Below are 16,306 nucleotides of genomic sequence, written 5' to 3'. Positions count from 1 at the left end.
AATCGCGAGGGTAAACATCAAGTGAATGATGGCGTTCTCTCCCGTTGCGTCAAGCTGGCAAACGGTGCTGAAATGCTGGACATGTGGCCTGCGCGGTGGCACGTTGACGCCATGACAGATGCGTTCCTATGGGTTCCTGAAATTTGACGTCGCCGGCAGAGGATTTTGCGGTCATACCGCCCTTCGAAATCCGCTCGGGCGCCGAACAGCGCGTCCCCTTCGTCTTCAACTCTCCGCACAGTGGCCGACACTATCCGGATCGATTCCTGGCGATGGCCAAGCTGGACCGCAACACCATCCGCCGGTCCGAGGATTGTTATGTCGAGGAGTTGTTCGGTTCTGCCATCATGCTGGGCGCGCCGATGCTGGCCGCCAATTTCCCGCGCGCCTATCTCGATGTGAACCGCGAGCCGTGGGAGCTCGACCCGCGCATGTTCGTCGAGCCGGTGCCTTCCTATTGCAACATCCGTTCGGCGCGCGTGGCGGGTGGGCTTGGTACCGTGCCGAAACTGGTGGGCGAGGGGCTGGATATCTATGCCAGCAGGCTGCCTATCGCGGAGGCTTTCCAACGCATCGAGACCGTCTACAAGCCGTATCACGAGACGCTGAAACGATTGATTGCCGGCACCCATGCCCGTTTCGGCTATGCGGTGCTCATCGACTGCCACTCGATGCCGGCCAGTGTGCGTACCAGCGATCAGGGCATGCGCCCCGATTTTATCATCGGCGACCGCTTCGGCACGTCGGCGGCAGCGGCCCTGACACAGGAGGCGATCTCACTCCTGAGCGGCATGGGTTATTCCGTTGCCTACAACAAACCTTATGCCGGTGGCTTCATCACCGAGCATTATGGACGGCCGGCACGCAACCTGCATGCGCTGCAAATCGAGATCAATCGCGGTCTTTATATGAATGAACGCACTTTCCAGAAGTCGGCAGGATTCGATGCGCTGGCGGAGGATATTGCGCGCTTCGCGGCAGACTTGATGGCGTTGCCGGACCATCACCTCATCGACCTGCCGGAAGCGGCGGAGTGATAGAGAGCGAATAGGGAACTATTCGAGATTTAAAGCGAATAGGCATGGATACCGCTACTCACTATTCCCTACTCGCTCAAAAAAAGACCGCATCGTTGACACGACGCGGTCGAAGTCTAGGGAGGAAACGCCCAAGGTGGGCATGGACAGGAGAACCTGTCCGTCTCCGAGGTTATTGTGCGCTGCACAAAAGTCAACCTGATAATTAATTCAAAATGAAATAGGAAAAGTCTGCCGTGCTCGGCGCGTGACATTCCCGCAACGCTTTTGGTAAGTACGCGAGGCGGCACATCCGACCGGCAGTTCCCAGGAGAGGCACTTGAACATTTCCCCCGACTTCATGCGGCGGATCGCCAGCGCTGCCGCGGCCGAGACGTTGCCACGTTTCCGCAGCCAGGGGGCGGTGGTCAACAAGCTGTCCGGTGGCTTCGATCCCGTCACGGAAGCCGACCGCGAGGCGGAACGCGCCATTCGCGCACTGATCGGTGCCGAGTTCCCGGATCATGGCATCCTTGGTGAAGAGCATGGCAGCGAGAATCTCGCCAGCCGGCATGTTTGGGTGATCGATCCGATCGACGGCACCCGTGCCTTCATTTCCGGTCTTCCGGTCTGGGGCACGCTGGTCGGGCTAACGGTCGATGGCGATGCGGTCGCCGGACTGATGTCGCAGCCTTTCACAGGTGAATTGTTCTACGCCAATACAGACGGCGCCTTCTACGAAGGGCCCGGCGGGCCGCGCAAGCTTGCTGCGCGAAAGACGACGAAACTCGAAGACGCCACACTGTTCACCACGACGCCGGCGCTGTTCAAAGGCGATGCCCGCGGCCGTTTCGACCTTTTCGAGACAAAGGTGCAGCTCTCGCGCTATGGCACCGACTGCTATGCCTTCGCCATGGTCGCGGCGGGTACGGTCGACATCGTCGCCGACCCCGGGCTGAAGCCTTATGACATCGTTGCGCTGATCCCGATCATCGAGAAGGCGGGCGGCGTGATCACCACGTTCGATGGGCATCCGGCTGAAAACGGTGGCGATATCATAGCGGCGGCGACGCCCGAATTGCACGAAGCTGCCATGGAGGCGCTGCGGGGTTGAACTAGCCCGCCCCTTCCTACTCTTCGCTGCCTGGAATGAACGCGTCGAAGGCTGCAAGGAATTGCTCGCGGTAATAGTCTTTCTCCTGCAGGATCTCGTGCTTGGCGCCGTCGATCATCAGGAAAGAGCCGAGCCTGATATGGCGGGCAAAATGTTCGACCGCGCGGGTTGAAACGACGCGGTCGTTGCCGGCTCCGATGATCAGCGTGGGGATCTTCATCCGTGCCATGAATTCAGGATCGCGCACTGTCTCGGCGGCGATTGCTGCGGCACGCAACCAGCGCACGGTGGGGCCGCCCAGCGCCAATTGCGGATAAGCCTGGTAGAGCTCGGTGTTGCGGCGATAGCGGTTGGGATCGGTGGTCAGCAGATTGCTCTCGAACGGCGTCGGCAAGGCCTTGCGCGGCCCCCACGCGGCGTAGGCGCGGCCAAGTCCGGCATAAGCCAGCGCGCTGCCGAGGCGACGCACGGTTTTCATCGACACGCGCTGGTCGGGGAGTTCGAGAAAAGGCGCGATCAGTACCATGCGCTGCACCCGATTGACCAGGGCGGGGCTGGAAAGCAGGGCAACCAACGCGCCTGCCGAATGCGCGAGAATGTAGTAGGGACCGCGGCAATCAGGCAGGACGACGTCCACGAACAGCTGTTCGAGGTCTGCCGCATAGTCGTGGAAACTTCCGACATAACCGCGCTGCGGGTTCTTGAGAAGCCGGTCGGAGGCACCCTGGCCACGCCAGTCGAGCATGGCCACGCCGAAGCCTCGCCCGGCGATGTCGCGCACGGTTTCGAAATATTTCTCGATGCACTCGTTGCGGCCCGGAAGCACTACAATCGTGCCCTTGAGCGGCCGGCTGGTTGCGGCAAACCTGGCGTAGCGGATCTGCTTGCGGTCGTGCGTGGTGAAAAAGCCGGTGACGGCATTTTCGGGAACGGGATTGCCGTCGAGTTCGTAGAAAAGATCCGTCATCGGGGGCTTTTTGGAAGGACGAGGCTCCGCGCCCGCATGCGGGCCAATCAGCAGGTGATAGAAGCTATTGGGTAAAATGCAAAGCAAATCCCCAAGGGCGAGCTGTTTGGGCGAGGCTTTAAATATCCGAAGCCGGAAGCGCTTGATACAGCGCCTCCGGCTTCTGTCGATCCGGGAGGAAGGGACGTTGCACCCGGCTCGGCTTCGTTGCGGCGTCGATTCCGCCGCTGGTCGCAATGTTGGTGCCAAGCTAGCGCCGGCGATCTGAACGACGGCAGAAGAGGTGGTTCATCTGACGTTCATGTAGAACTGCCCCAGGAACTCAACCAAACGTCTTGAAACGTCCTTTGAGGACACCCAGATGTCTGATGCGGCCGCCGATGTCGGGGCCGCTGGTCCATTGGAAACGCCTGAAGGGTTTCGCCTGGGCCATACGCAAACCATGTTGCTCAACAGGAGAACACATCATGCGTCATGTCGATTTTTCCCCGCTTTATCGCTCGACCGTCGGTTTCGACCGCCTGTTCACGATGCTGGATTCGCTGGCCCAGCCTGAAGGCGGCCAGAGCTATCCGCCCTACAACATCGAGCGCACCGGCGAGGATTCCTACCGGATCTCCATGGCCGTCGCCGGCTTCTCGGATGACGAGATTTCGATCGAGGCCCATCGCAATGTGCTGACCATCAAAGGTGAGCGCAAGGATGAGACCAACGGCGAAGGTTCGGAAGTCCTCTATCGCGGTATTGCCGCTCGCGCTTTCGAGCGCCGCTTCCAGCTTGCAGATCATGTCGACGTCGTCGGCGCCGCTCTCAAGAACGGCCTGCTTCATATCGACCTGAAGCGCAACATCCCCGAAGAGCTGAAGCCCCGCAAGATCGCGATCTCGGCTGCTCCGGCCAAGACCAAGCAGATCGAAGCAAAGGCTGCCAACTAGGCAGTCGAGAGTCTCCTCCCGAGACGAAGGCGGCGCCGCGAGGCGTCGCCTTTTTTGCTGCCGCAGCGCGTGCGATCCCCAATCAGGGCTTGCTTCTGCGGTTCAGGGCGATGACCGCGTTGACGCTGGCAAGCATTGCCAGTCCGCAACCGGCCACGAGATAGGATTCCTGATAACCGATAGCCTCGATCAGGGGTTGGCTGGCGAAGGGCGAGGTAAAGTGGCCGATGAACATCGACGCCGTCACCATGCCTGCCAGTCGCCCGCGCGTGGCTGGGCTGGCGAGCGCGATGATGCCCGACATCAGATTGGGGACGGTCAGGCCAAGGCCTGCGCCGGCGATCGCCATCGCGAGCAGCACTGACGGCATTGTCGTTGAAAAGGCAACCAGCACAAATCCCAAAGTCATCAGGCAAAGACCGATGACGAAGATCACTGGCACGGAAAGGCGGGCGCGCAACCGACCATAGGCGAGTGCAGAGCCAGCCATGACCAGATTGTGCAAGCCGATGGCGAAACCGGTGCTGCTTGCGGTGGTGATACCAATCGCCCGCAGGTAGAAAGGCACTTGCGACGGGATGAAGTAAAAGATCAGGTTGACGAGGAAGGTGAGTGCGCACAGCGCCACAACCGGAAGCCAGCGGACAGCAGGGTCGGACAGGGAAGGCGTGGCCTGACTATTCAAGGTCGGCCGCGTGGGTTCGGTCAAGAAGACGACGACAGCTGGAATGATGGCGAAGGCCACTGCATAGATCGCGAAAGGGGCACGCCAGTGGTAATCGGCAAGCAAGCCGCCGGCGGCAACGAAGGCGACCCCGCCGATGCCGGTAAAGGCCTGCTGAAGTCCCAGGTAACGTTCGCGTTCGCTGCCCGTGAAATAGTCGCCGACGAGCGCGGTGGTCAGCGTCATGATGCCGGCAATGGCGATACCGAGTGCTGCACGACCGACCAGTAATGCCGGCAGGCTGTCGACGAACAAGCCTGAAATGCCGGAGAAGCCATAGAGCAGGATCGAGCCGGCCAGCAGACGCAGCCGCCCGTAGCGGTCAGCCAGCCCTCCGATCAAGGGTGCGCAGAAAGCGACGAACAGCGCCGGAAGCGTCAGCACCATACGGCTGAGCAGCTTGACGCCATCGACGTCGGCAAAGGTCATCTCAATGGCCGGCAGCGAGGGGGCAATCGCGGTGCCGGCCATGATCGTCAGGGTCGCGACCATCAGCAGGGTTGCCTTGCGCCCGATTTCCGATCTTGCCGAGCCGGCGGGAAGTGTCGTTTCCGCGCATGTCATCCATCATCTCCATCAGATCGGCTGGCCCGGCCTGCTCAGGGCAGCACGGTTCCATCCTCGTTGCAGCGCCCGAAGGCGGCAGCAGTGCAGTCCCGGATCGATTAAGCTTCGTCCTACAAGTTCAAGTTAGCTTGAGGTCAAGAGACGTAGAAAAGAATTTGGGGAGGAGTTCACCACCGCACCTTAACCAGTTTCCGGTTTTCGAAGACGCTGCCAGGTGGAAAGGGGCAAGCTGAGCAATTCCAGCAAAATGCGCAGCGGTTCCTCGTAGCAGATCGCTTAAAAAGCAACAGGTTAGAGTGTCTCCGAGAAAATCGGAAAACGTTCTAGGTTTTCTGCAGCGCCAGATGTGCGCCGAGCCCTACCAGCAGCGCGCCGCCGGCGCGGCGCATGAGCCGCTGCGCTCCACTGGAGCGCTTAAGCCTTGCGACGAGCACGCCAGCCAGCATGACGCAGACTACGTCTGCCGACGAGAAGACGAGGTTGACAATGGTCCCGAGGATAAGGAACTGCGCCCAAACCGGCAAAGTGGCCGATGCGTCGATGAATTGCGGCAGGAAGGCCAAAAAGAACAGCGCCGTCTTGGGATTGAGCACCTCGACGGTGATGCTTTCCAGGAACGCCCGGCGCCCCGATTTCGCCTCGAGCACAGGCAGCGCGGTTTCATCGCCTTGAGCTTTGGCGCGGAACATCGAAATACCCAGCCAGATCAGGTAAGCGGCGCCGGCGAGCTTCACGACAAGATAAAGCACCGGCACGGCGTGGAAGAGGACCGACAGCCCGGCAGCAGCCGCAATGACATGGATGTAGCAACCGAGATGAATCCCGAGCGTCGCCATCATTCCCGACCAGCGGCCCCGTGCGATCGTCTGTGCTGCCGCATAAAGCATGGCCGGACCGGGGATGTAGGCAAAAATCGCCGTGGTGATGATGAATGCGATGAGAACTTCGGTGGAGGGCATGGTCTGGCCTCTGAAGGAACTGGCGAATATTGCTTTACCTGAAATCTCCATCCATCCAAAGCGGATCTACAGGTCCTTGGGCAGGTGTATCTCCGCTTGCATGAACGTGATGGCCTTGCCGGTTATCAGAACGCGATCGCCAGCCAGTTCACACAATAGATGACCACCGCGGGCCGAGGCTTGGAACGCCGAGAGGCGGGTCTTGCCAAGCTTATTTGCCCAATACGGAACGAGTGTCGCGTGGATCGAGCCGGTCACTGGATCCTCCGGGATTCCGGCGCCCGGCGCGAAATAGCGCGAGACGAAATCATGGGTGTCGCTTTTGCCGGTGATGACCAGTCCCTGCGACTTCAGCGTTGCGATCTTCGCCAGATCGGGCACGAAGGCGCGAACCGCCGCCTCGTCAGGCAATTCGACGAAGATGTTCTCGAAATTGCGGAAAGCGTTGTACTCGACGCCCGCGAACAACTCGGCGATCAGAACCGGCAGGGCTGGCAGTGGCTCGGGCGGAAAAGAAGGAAGATCCATGCGATAACCGCCGCCGACGTGAGCAATACGCAACTCGCCAACGCGGGTCAAAAAGGCCATTTCACCTGGCACGTTGTGATGTGCGGCAAGCACATGCGCCGTCGCCAGCGTGGCATGCCCGCAGAAATCCACCTCGTGAACGGGTGTGAACCAGCGCAGGTCCCAACCTTTGCCGTTTGGCCGGGCAAAAGCGGTCTCAGCCAAATTGTTCTCGGCTGCGATCGATTGCATGACGTTGTCGGCCAGCCAATCATCGAGAATGAGCACGGCGGCGGGATTGCCGCCGAAGATCCGGTCTGAGAAGGCGTCGACTTGATACATTGCCGTCATGGCGTTGCTTCCGTTTGTGCTTCTGTTGCTCAGGCCCTCAGCTGTTCGGCGAAGCGGTCGATATCTTTTTCCGTGGTCGCGAAGCTGGTCACGAACCGGTAGAGCCCTTCATTCTCGCCGATATGACCATCGAAACCGTGGGGCATATGCCAATCGTAGAAGGCGGCACCTGAAGCTAGCAGCCTTTCGGCCCTCTTCCGGTCGAGTATGGCAAAGACCTCATTGGCCTGCGGCAGCCACGCCAGCTTCGAGTTTTCGTCATCTTCGATCGCTGCTGCCAACCGCGCTGCCATGGCATTGGCATGGTGGGCTGTCTCCATCCATAGGCCGTCCTTGAAATAGGCGTCGAACTGTGCGGCGATGAAGCGCGATTTAGAAAAGAGCTGAGCGGCACGTTTGCGCAGGAAGGTAAGCTCCTTGGCGCGGTCGAGATCGAATAGCACGATGGCTTCGGCGCACCAGCAGCCATTCTTGGTCCCGCCAAAGGACAGGATGTCGATACCTCGCTTCCAGGTCATCTCCGCGGGAGTCGTCTCCAAGGAAGCGAGTGCGTTGGCGAAACGGGCCCCGTCCATTTGCAGCGGCAGACCGTAGCGGCTGGCGATTTTCGAGATGGCCTCGATGTCGTCCAGCCCATAGATCGTACCCGCTTCGGTCGATTGGGTGATCGAGATCGCCATCGGCCGGCCGGCATGGACGACTTCTCCGGCAAAGCGCTCGATCCCCTGCTCGAGGGCGCTCGGGTCGATACGGCCGAGCGCACCATCGACCGGCCTGAGGCGCGAGCCGCCGGTAAAATATTCCGGGGCCCCGCATTCGTCTTCCACAATGTGCGACTCACGATGGCAGAAGGTGATGCCGCCGGGTTTGTTGTAAGCGGTGAGCGAAAGCGAGTTGGCGGCGGTACCGGTGGCCACGAAGAAAATCGCAACCTCACGCTCGAAAATCTCGCTGAAGCGTTCATAGACCGCCTTGTCGAGATCGCTGTCGCCATAGGCGGCCGCATAGCCCGTATTGTGCGCACTGAGTGCAGCGGCAACCTTAGGATGGGCGCCTGCCCAGTTGTCGGAGGCAAAAAACATACTTTTGGAGCTCATCTCTTGGCGATTTGGGAGGCGCGACCATGACGGCATTCTGGCGGACCCCGCAAGGTCCAGCGCTGTCAGGATGTTTGGAGCCAGAAGTCTTCCACGTCGCCCGCCACAAAGTTTCCACGGTGTCCGAGGTTGGGTAATTTTCTTTCGCAAAACGGCCGGGAAATTTCCAAATCGGTCTTGTGTGGGATATAGATTTCTGCCATAGAAAATTTAGGACAGCATTGCTGTCTTATTTACCAGTACCAACCAGGCCGGATTGGCGTATGATCGACGCTGGTCTGGCTGCCGCCACGAGTGGCGTGCGATGACAGGCCGAGCCCGGCCGGACGATGCCCGGCATGGTTCGCCAGATTTCGCGACAGGTGCGAGAGATGTGAGAGGGAAGTGTCAAACTTCCCATGGAGAAGAAGCGCCCAAGTGGCGCAGAACAGAGGATAGGACGATGACGGAAGTGACGCCATCTGTGACGACGGTTTTTGCCCCGGTTGCACAGACGAAAGCGGCCACCGTCAAAACTGTGCTTCGAACCACTACCGCTCCGACTACCGCGCTGTTCGACCGATCCCCCTCCGCCCAGGGCATGTATGATCCGCGCAATGAGCATGACGCCTGCGGTGTCGGCTTCATCGCCCAAATGAAGGGTGTGAAGTCGCACCAGATCGTCAAGGACGGCCTGTTCATGCTGGAGAACCTCACCCATCGCGGCGCGGTGGGGGCGGATCCGCTGATGGGCGACGGCGCCGGCGTGCTGGTGCAAATCCCCGATCGCTTCTTCCGCGAAGAAATGGCCAAGCAGGGCATCGAACTGCCGCCGGCCGGCCAGTATGGCGTCGGTCACTGGTTCATGCCGCGGGACCCGGAGTTGCGTGCCCATGTCGATGCGATCATCGCGGAATCGGCGCAGTCGGAAGGTCTGCCGCTGATCGGTTTCCGCGACGTGCCGGTGGACAATTCCTCCTTGTCCAAGGCGCCGGAGATTGCCGCTGCCGAACCGTTCCATCGGCAGGTCTTCATCGGCCGCACGCCTGACATCGACAATGACGAGGAATACGAGGCGCGCCTCTACCTTCTTCGTAAGGTGATCTCAGGCCGCATCTATGCCGAGCACAACAACAAGGACATCGGCTCCTATTGCGTGTCGCTGTCGGCGCGAACCATCGTCTACAAGGGCATGTTCCTGGCCTACCAGGTCGGCGCCTATTACAAGGACCTGTCCGACCCGCGCTTCGAAACGGCGCTGATCCTGGTCCACCAGCGCTTCTCGACCAACACCTTCCCGTCGTGGAAGCTGGCACATCCCTACCGCATGGTCGCCCACAACGGTGAGATCAACACCGTGCGCGGCAACAACAACTGGATGGCGGCCCGCCAGGCCTCGGTCGACTCCGAACTCTTCGGCAACAACATCTCGAAGCTCTGGCCGATTTCCTATGAGGGACAGTCGGACACGGCCTGCTTCGACAATGCGTTGGAGTTCCTGTTCCAGGGCGGTTACACGCTGGCGCATTCGATGATGATGCTGATCCCGGAAGCCTGGGCCGGCAACAAGTCGATGGATGCCGATCGCAAGGCTTTTTACGAATATCACGCAGCCTTGATGGAGCCGTGGGACGGTCCTGCTGCGGTCTGCTTCACCGACGGACGCCAGATCGGCGCGACGCTGGACCGCAACGGCCTGAGGCCGGCACGCTATATCGTCACCGACGACGACCGTGTCATCCTTGCATCCGAGGCTGGCGTGCTGCCGGTCGAGGAAAAGCACATCGTGCGCAAATGGCGCCTCCAGCCGGGCAAGATGCTGCTGATCGATCTGGTCAAGGGTCGCATCATCTCCGACGAGGAGATCAAGAAGGAAATCGCCACCCAGCATCCCTACAAGGACTGGCTCAAGCGCACCCAGCTGGTGCTGGAGGATCTTAATCCGGTCGAGCCGCGCGCGCTGCGCAAGGATGTGACGCTGCTCGATCGCCAGCAGGCCTTCGGCTACAGCCAGGAAGACCTTAAGCTGTTGATGGCGCCGATGGCCGTCACCGGCCAGGAAGCCGTCGGCTCGATGGGCACCGATACGCCGATTTCGGCGATGTCGGACAAGTCGAAGCTGCTCTACACCTATTTCAAGCAGAACTTCGCCCAGGTCACCAACCCGCCGATCGATCCGATCCGCGAAGAGTTGGTGATGAGCCTGGTTTCTTTCATCGGGCCGCGGCCGAACATCTTCGACCTTGTCGGCTCCTCCCGCAAGAAGCGGCTGGAAGTGCGCCAGCCGATCCTGACCAATGGCGATCTGGAGAAGATCCGTTCCATCGGCCACACAGAGGACCGCTTCGACACCAAGACCATCGACGTCACCTATTCGATCACCGAAGGGGCAGCGGGCATGGCAGGCGCGGTCGAGCGCCTGTGCGACCGTGCCGAAGCGGCGGTGGCCGGCGGCTACAACATCATCATCCTGTCGGACCGGCAGGTCGGGCCGGACCGCATCGCCATTCCGGCGCTGCTGGCGACGGCGGCCGTACACCATCATTTGATCCGCAAGGGTCTGCGCACGTCGGTCGGCCTGGTCGTGGAATCGGGTGAGCCGCGCGAAGTGCACCATTTCTGCTGCCTCGCCGGCTATGGTGCGGAAGCGATCAACCCGTATCTCGCCTTCGATACGCTGCTCGACATGCACAAGAAGGGTGAGATGCCGGAAGAGGTCGATGCCTCCGAAGTCGTCTCGCGCTACATCAAGTCGATCGGCAAGGGTATCCTCAAGGTCATGTCCAAGATGGGCATCTCGACCTATCAATCTTATTGCGGCGCGCAGATCTTCGATGCGGTCGGCCTGAAGAGCGATTTCATCGAGAAGTACTTCACCGGCACCGCCACTCTCATCGAAGGTGTCGGCCTCGAAGAGGTTTCGGAAGAGACCTTGGCACGCCACGGCGACGCCTTCGGCGACGATCCGGTGCTGCGCACCAGCCTGCAGGTCGGCGGCGACTACATGTACCGCATGCGCGGCGAAGCCCACATGTGGACACCCGATGCTGTTGCCACGCTGCAGCACGCCGTGCGCAAGGGTTCGTGGTCGACCTTCAAGGAGTTCTCGCAGCAGATCGACAGCGAGACGGCACGCGCCCAGCAGATCCGCGGCCTGTTCCGCATCAAGCTGGCTGAAGAAACAGGCCGCAAGAAGGTCGCACTGGATGAGGTGATGCCGGCCGCCGAGATCGTGAAGCGCTTCTCGACGGGCGCGATGTCCTTCGGTTCGATCTCGCGGGAAGCCCACACCACGCTGGCGATCGCCATGAACACGATCGGCGGCAAGTCGAACACGGGCGAGGGGGGCGAGGAGCCGGATCGTTATCTGCCACTGCCTGGCGGCGGCCGCAATCTCGAACGTTCTGCCATCAAGCAGGTGGCATCGGGTCGTTTTGGCGTGAGTGCAGAATACCTCGTCAACTCCGATATGATGCAGATCAAAGTGGCGCAGGGTGCAAAGCCAGGTGAAGGCGGCCAACTGCCCGGTCACAAGGTTGACGCGACCATCGCCAAGGTGCGCCACTCGACTCCGGGCGTCGGCCTGATCTCGCCGCCGCCCCATCACGACATCTATTCGATCGAAGATCTGGCGCAGCTGATCTACGACCTGAAGAACGTCAATCCGGCTGCTGACGTGTCGGTGAAGCTTGTGTCGGAAGTGGGCGTCGGTACGGTGGCGGCAGGTGTCGCCAAGGCGCGCGCCGACCACATCACCATTTCCGGTTATGACGGCGGCACCGGTGCCTCGCCGCTGACGTCGCTCAAGCACGCCGGTTCGCCCTGGGAAATGGGCTTGGCCGAGACGCACCAGACGCTTGTCCTGAACGGCCTGCGCTCCAGAGTGGCGCTACAGGTCGATGGTGGCTTGCGCACCGGCCGCGACGTCATCGTCGGTGCGCTGCTGGGTGCCGACGAGTTCGGCTTCTCGACAGCGCCGCTGATCGCAGCCGGCTGCATCATGATGCGCAAGTGCCATCTCAACACCTGCCCGGTTGGTGTCGCTACCCAGGATCCGGTGCTACGCAAGCGTTTCAAGGGCACGCCGGAACACGTCATCAACTACTTCTTCTACGTGGCGGAAGAGGTGCGCGAGCTGTTGGCTGAAATGGGTTACACCCATCTCGACCAGGTCATCGGCGATACCGATCTTCTGGAAAAGCGCGAGGTCGTCAATCACTGGAAGGCGCGCGGGCTGGACTTCTCGAAGATGTTCTACAAGCCCGAGGCGCCGCGTGAGGCTGTGCACTGGACCGAACGCCAGAAGCATCCGATCGACGACGTGCTCGACCGCCAGATGATCGAACAGGCCAAGCCTGCGCTCGAGGCGCGCCAACCAGTCGAGATCGCGCTGCCGATCCGCAATGTCGACCGCTCCGCCGGTGCCATGCTGTCGGGCGAGGTCGCCAAGCGCTTCAAGCACAAGGGCCTGCGCGAGGACACTATCAAGGTGACGCTGACCGGCACTGCCGGCCAGTCCTTTGGCGCCTTCCTGGCACGTGGCGTGTCGTTCGAACTGATCGGCGCCGGCAACGACTATGTCGCCAAGGGTTTGTCGGGCGGCCGCATCGTCATTCGTCCGCCGGAAGACGCCAAGATCGTCGCTGAAGATTCGATCATCGTCGGCAACACCGTGCTCTATGGCGCCATCGAGGGCGAGTGCTACTTCCGTGGCGTTGCCGGTGAGCGTTTCGCGGTGCGCAATTCCGGCGCGGTAGCGGTGGTGGAAGGCGTTGGCGATCACGGCTGCGAATACATGACCGGTGGTGTGGTCGTCGTCATCGGCAAGACCGGCCGCAACTTCGCGGCCGGCATGTCGGGCGGTGTCGCCTATGTTCTGGACGAGGAAGGCGATTTCGCGCTCCGCTGCAACATGGCCATGGTTGAACTGGAGCCGGTCCCGGAAGAGGACGATCTGATGGAGAAACTGCTCCATCACGGCGGCGACATCGACCACAAGGGTCGCGTCGATGTGTCGGGCGACATGACCAGCCATGACGAGGAGCGTCTCTATCAGCTGATCTCGAACCATGTGCACTTCACCGGTTCGACACGCGGCAAGGAGATACTCGACAATTGGGCTAGCTTCCGGCCGAAATTCCGGAAGGTCATGCCGGTCGAGTATCGCCGTGCGCTGCAGGAGATGGAGCGCGCCCGCATGAGCGTGGCGGCCGAATAGGCGTCCGGTCAGCCGGGAAGCATGCGCTTCCCGGCAACCGTCACACGATACAGCCAATCAATGACCCGATCCCGCGGTTGCGCTTGCGACCGGATGAGGATAACGGGTGCGGCGGTAACCCCGCCACGTGCTCTACAGGAACCGAGACATGGGCAAGGTAACAGGTTTTCTCGAGATCGACCGGCAGGTGCACAAGTACCAGCCGGCATCCGATCGTATCCGGCATTTTCGCGAGTTCACGCTGCCGATGTCGCAGCCAGAAGTCGAGAAGCAGGCCGCGCGCTGCATGGATTGCGGCATTCCCTTCTGTCACGGCCCGACGGGCTGTCCGATCCACAACCAGATTCCGGACTGGAACGATCTCGTCTACAATGGCGACTGGGACGCGGCGATCCGCAATCTGCATTCGACCAACAATTTCCCGGAATTCACCGGCCGCATCTGCCCCGCGCCTTGCGAGGAAGCCTGCACGCTGAACCTGGAAGACATTCCAGTCGCTATCAAGACGGTGGAGCAGGCGCTTGCCGACAAGGCCTATGAGACCGGCTATGTTCGACCCTATCCGCCGGAAAAGAAGACCGGCAAGAAGGTTGCCGTCATCGGTTCGGGTCCGGCTGGCATGGCGGCGGCACAGCAGCTTGGTCGCGCCGGGCATGACGTGCATGTTTACGAGCGCGAGAGCCGTCCAGGCGGGCTGCTGCGTTTCGGCATTCCCGACTTCAAGATGGAGAAGCACTATATCGACCGTCGTATCGAGCAGATGGCGGGTGAAGGCGTGACCTTCCATTGTGGCGTCAATGTCGGCGTCGACAAGAAGGTCGAGGAATTGCTCGCCGAATATGATGCAGTGCTCTATTGCGGCGGTTCGGAAACGCCACGTCCTGCCGGCATCCCTGGCGACGATCTCGAAGGCGTGCATGACGCGATGCCTTACCTCGTCCAGCAGAACAAGCGTGTCGGCGGCGAAGACATCCAGTCGGTCGCTTGGCCGTCGCGGCCGATCGTGGCATCCGGCCAGCATGTCGTGGTCGTCGGCGGCGGTGATACGGCTTCCGACTGCGTCGGAACCGCCTTCCGCCAGGGGGCGGTGCGGGTCACTCAGCTCGACATCCGTCCACAGCCTCCGGAGAAGGAAGACAAGCTTTCGGTCTGGCCTTATTGGGCGACCAAGATGCGCACCTCGTCGAGCCAGGCCGAAGGTGCCGAGCGCGAGTTCCAGGTCGCGACGCTGGAATTCATCGGCGAGGAAGGTCAGCTCACCGGTGTGAAGTGCTGCGAGGTGGACGAGAAGCGCAAGCCGATCCCCGGCACGGAATTCGTCATCCGCGCCGACCTCGCCTTCATCGCCATCGGTTTCGCCGGCCCGATCGATGGCGCCGTGACGGCGGAACTGGATGGGAAGCTTGAAATCGTCACGGACGCGCGCCGTTCGAAGAATGTCGCTGCCAACGATCAGGATTACCGCACCAGCGTTGACCGGCTCTATGCTGCCGGCGACATACGCCGTGGGCAGTCGCTGGTGGTGTGGGCGATCCGCGAGGGCCGTCAGGCGGCGCGGGCTATCGACGAAGCGTTGACCGGCTCAAGCGTGCTGCCACGCTGAAACGGGTGAATAGCCAATAGCGAGTAGGGGGCTCCTTATCACTACTTACTATTGGCTACTCGCTACTCTCTTACCTTAATCGCATTGGTCGTTTCTCGCGCCGGCACACTCGCCGCTGCCCCGCCGAAGTCATCGGCGCGGCCGGGCGAAGCGGCTGGCGCGATGCCTCGGACCGCCAGTTTTTCTCCTGGAAGCACGAGAGCGGGTTTTGCCGGCGGCGTTGCGCCCATCAGCTCCGTTCCCCCGTCCAGTGCCGGGTCGCCAAGGGCAATGGGGTCGGTGCGGTCGACTGGCATCGGTGCAGCCGGCGTCACCGGTTGTCCCGACGGCAAAGGACCGGCGGGCAATGATGCCGGGGCCGTCGGCGCTGACAGGCCGAGGATTTTCAACAGCGGCTTCTCGGCATAGAAGGCGAGCTTGCGCTTGCCGCCGCGCGTCATGTTGATGCCGTCATCGGCACGCAGGCGCACCGGCTGGCCGTTGACGTCCGGGCCGGTCGAGACGAAAGCACCGTTCTCGTCGACGAAACCGTCCCAAATGTCGACGAATTCCCCATTGTAGGCTTCGGCGGCGCCACGATAGATGCCGTTGAAGGCCAGCATATCTGCGGTCATCTTTTGTGTCTTGAAAGCCGGCATGCCGACCCACAGATAGGGAATCTTGGAGTTGGCCAGCGCTTTGGCAAGTGCCTCGGTGCGCAGTTCATAGGCCTTCGTCCACACTTCCGTGCGCGGCTGTTCGCGCTCCTCGCCAACCTTCATCTGCTGGCGGTCGTTGGAACCCATCATGACGATGACTGCGGCCGGCTTTTCGGTCGCGAGGACGCCTGCGATCTCCTGTGGCCAGTTATAGACGTCGTCGCGCACGAAGCCGGAGGAGCCCTTCGCCTTGTCGGCGACGCGGATAGCAGGATTGTTGGCGAAGACCTCGTTGAGACCCTCGGCAAGGCCGCTTGCCATGAAGTCGCCGATGACGAGGATTGTGCGGGCGTCTGGTGCCTTTTCCACCACCGGCACCTGCGGCTCCGCCGGCTTGCGCACGACTGGCTTCTTCTTTTTGGGACGAGGCGGGAAGCGGACATCCGGCGGAGGTGCCACGCGTTCGCTGCGACGAGGGAAGAACAGATCCCGCAGAGACCAGGGCCGCGCTTCCTCTTCCTGGGCGAAAGCCGGGGCGTGGAATGCTGTGGCGGCGCCGACAATCAGAACGGCGGCCGCGACGAGGAGGAGCGGCAGCCGACGAAATCCAGCCATCGAGCGCGTTGCCGCC

General features: G+C 61.3%; 10 protein-coding genes and 1 pseudogene. 5 read left to right on the top strand and 6 right to left on the bottom strand.

Going from position 1 to position 16,306, the window contains the following annotated elements; all coding sequences use genetic code 11:
* Positions 1 to 143: 143 nt before the first annotated feature.
* Positions 144 to 1,037, top strand: coding sequence for an N-formylglutamate amidohydrolase (locus L4923_RS06960; RefSeq protein ID WP_239363044.1), 894 nt, complete (start codon positions 144 to 146; stop codon positions 1,035 to 1,037).
* 340 nt (positions 1,038 to 1,377) lie between these two features.
* Entirely contained in the window at positions 1,378 to 2,130 is a 753-nt protein-coding gene (hisN, locus tag L4923_RS06955; protein WP_239363211.1) for a histidinol-phosphatase, read from the top strand.
* Between the two features lie 16 nt (positions 2,131 to 2,146).
* Here the strand turns inward: hisN and L4923_RS06950 are convergent, their stop codons facing one another.
* On the bottom strand, positions 2,147 to 3,097 hold the full coding sequence (locus tag L4923_RS06950; protein WP_239363043.1) for an alpha/beta fold hydrolase: 951 nt from the start codon (positions 3,095 to 3,097) through the stop codon (positions 2,147 to 2,149).
* Positions 3,098 to 3,564: 467 nt separating this feature from the next.
* On the opposite strand from L4923_RS06950, the gene L4923_RS06945 reads away from it, so the two are divergent.
* A complete protein-coding gene (locus L4923_RS06945; protein WP_129413449.1) occupies positions 3,565 to 4,032 on the top strand; it encodes an Hsp20 family protein in 468 nt (155 codons plus the stop codon).
* A 169-nt stretch (positions 4,033 to 4,201) separates the two neighbouring features.
* On the opposite strand, the pseudogene L4923_RS06940 reads toward L4923_RS06945, so the two are convergent.
* The 4 genes and pseudogenes from L4923_RS06940 to L4923_RS06925 form a co-directional block, all read right to left on the bottom strand.
* Positions 4,202 to 5,248: pseudogene (locus L4923_RS06940) on the bottom strand (MFS transporter); the annotation flags it as partial.
* A gap of 398 nt (positions 5,249 to 5,646) precedes the next feature.
* Complete coding sequence (locus tag L4923_RS06935; RefSeq protein ID WP_239363041.1) at positions 5,647 to 6,282, bottom strand: LysE family translocator; 636 nt, start codon at positions 6,280 to 6,282, stop codon at positions 5,647 to 5,649.
* Between the two features lie 66 nt (positions 6,283 to 6,348).
* Positions 6,349 to 7,140 carry a PhzF family phenazine biosynthesis protein gene (locus tag L4923_RS06930; RefSeq protein WP_343302727.1) on the bottom strand — a complete coding sequence of 264 codons (792 nt, stop codon included), beginning with the start codon at positions 7,138 to 7,140 and terminating at the stop codon, positions 6,349 to 6,351.
* Between the two features lie 29 nt (positions 7,141 to 7,169).
* Complete coding sequence (locus L4923_RS06925; RefSeq protein WP_239363040.1) at positions 7,170 to 8,222, bottom strand: threonine aldolase family protein; 1,053 nt, start codon at positions 8,220 to 8,222, stop codon at positions 7,170 to 7,172.
* A 457-nt stretch (positions 8,223 to 8,679) separates the two neighbouring features.
* On the opposite strand from L4923_RS06925, the gene gltB reads away from it, so the two are divergent.
* Entirely contained in the window at positions 8,680 to 13,434 is a 4,755-nt protein-coding gene (gltB, locus tag L4923_RS06920) for a glutamate synthase large subunit (protein ID WP_239363038.1), read from the top strand.
* A 148-nt stretch (positions 13,435 to 13,582) separates the two neighbouring features.
* On the top strand, positions 13,583 to 15,037 hold the full coding sequence (locus L4923_RS06915) for a glutamate synthase subunit beta (protein ID WP_239363036.1): 1,455 nt from the start codon (positions 13,583 to 13,585) through the stop codon (positions 15,035 to 15,037).
* A 62-nt stretch (positions 15,038 to 15,099) separates the two neighbouring features.
* Here the strand turns inward: L4923_RS06915 and L4923_RS06910 are convergent, their stop codons facing one another.
* The gene (locus L4923_RS06910; protein WP_239363034.1) at positions 15,100 to 16,290 is read right to left on the bottom strand and encodes an SGNH/GDSL hydrolase family protein; all 1,191 of its coding nucleotides are present in this window, start codon (positions 16,288 to 16,290) and stop codon (positions 15,100 to 15,102) included.
* Positions 16,291 to 16,306: the final 16 nt, after the last annotated feature.

Origin of the sequence: Terribium retamae (assembly GCF_022347545.1) — a bacterium.
Classification (GTDB): domain Bacteria; phylum Pseudomonadota; class Alphaproteobacteria; order Rhizobiales; family Rhizobiaceae; genus Mesorhizobium; species Mesorhizobium retamae.
This window is presented reverse-complemented; position numbering and strand designations above follow the sequence as displayed.

Coding starts and splice junctions, on each gene's coding strand:
- L4923_RS06930 (WP_343302727.1), bottom strand. CDS start 7,140: ATGACGGCAATGTATCAAGTCGACGCCTTCTCAGACCGGATCTTCGGC.
- gltB (WP_239363038.1), top strand. CDS start 8,680: ATGACGGAAGTGACGCCATCTGTGACGACGGTTTTTGCCCCGGTTGCA.
- L4923_RS06910 (WP_239363034.1), bottom strand. CDS start 16,290: ATGGCTGGATTTCGTCGGCTGCCGCTCCTCCTCGTCGCGGCCGCCGTT.
- L4923_RS06925 (WP_239363040.1), bottom strand. CDS start 8,222: ATGTTTTTTGCCTCCGACAACTGGGCAGGCGCCCATCCTAAGGTTGCC.
- L4923_RS06935 (WP_239363041.1), bottom strand. CDS start 6,282: ATGCCCTCCACCGAAGTTCTCATCGCATTCATCATCACCACGGCGATT.
- L4923_RS06950 (WP_239363043.1), bottom strand. CDS start 3,097: ATGACGGATCTTTTCTACGAACTCGACGGCAATCCCGTTCCCGAAAAT.
- L4923_RS06915 (WP_239363036.1), top strand. CDS start 13,583: ATGGGCAAGGTAACAGGTTTTCTCGAGATCGACCGGCAGGTGCACAAG.
- hisN (WP_239363211.1), top strand. CDS start 1,378: ATGCGGCGGATCGCCAGCGCTGCCGCGGCCGAGACGTTGCCACGTTTC.
- L4923_RS06945 (WP_129413449.1), top strand. CDS start 3,565: ATGCGTCATGTCGATTTTTCCCCGCTTTATCGCTCGACCGTCGGTTTC.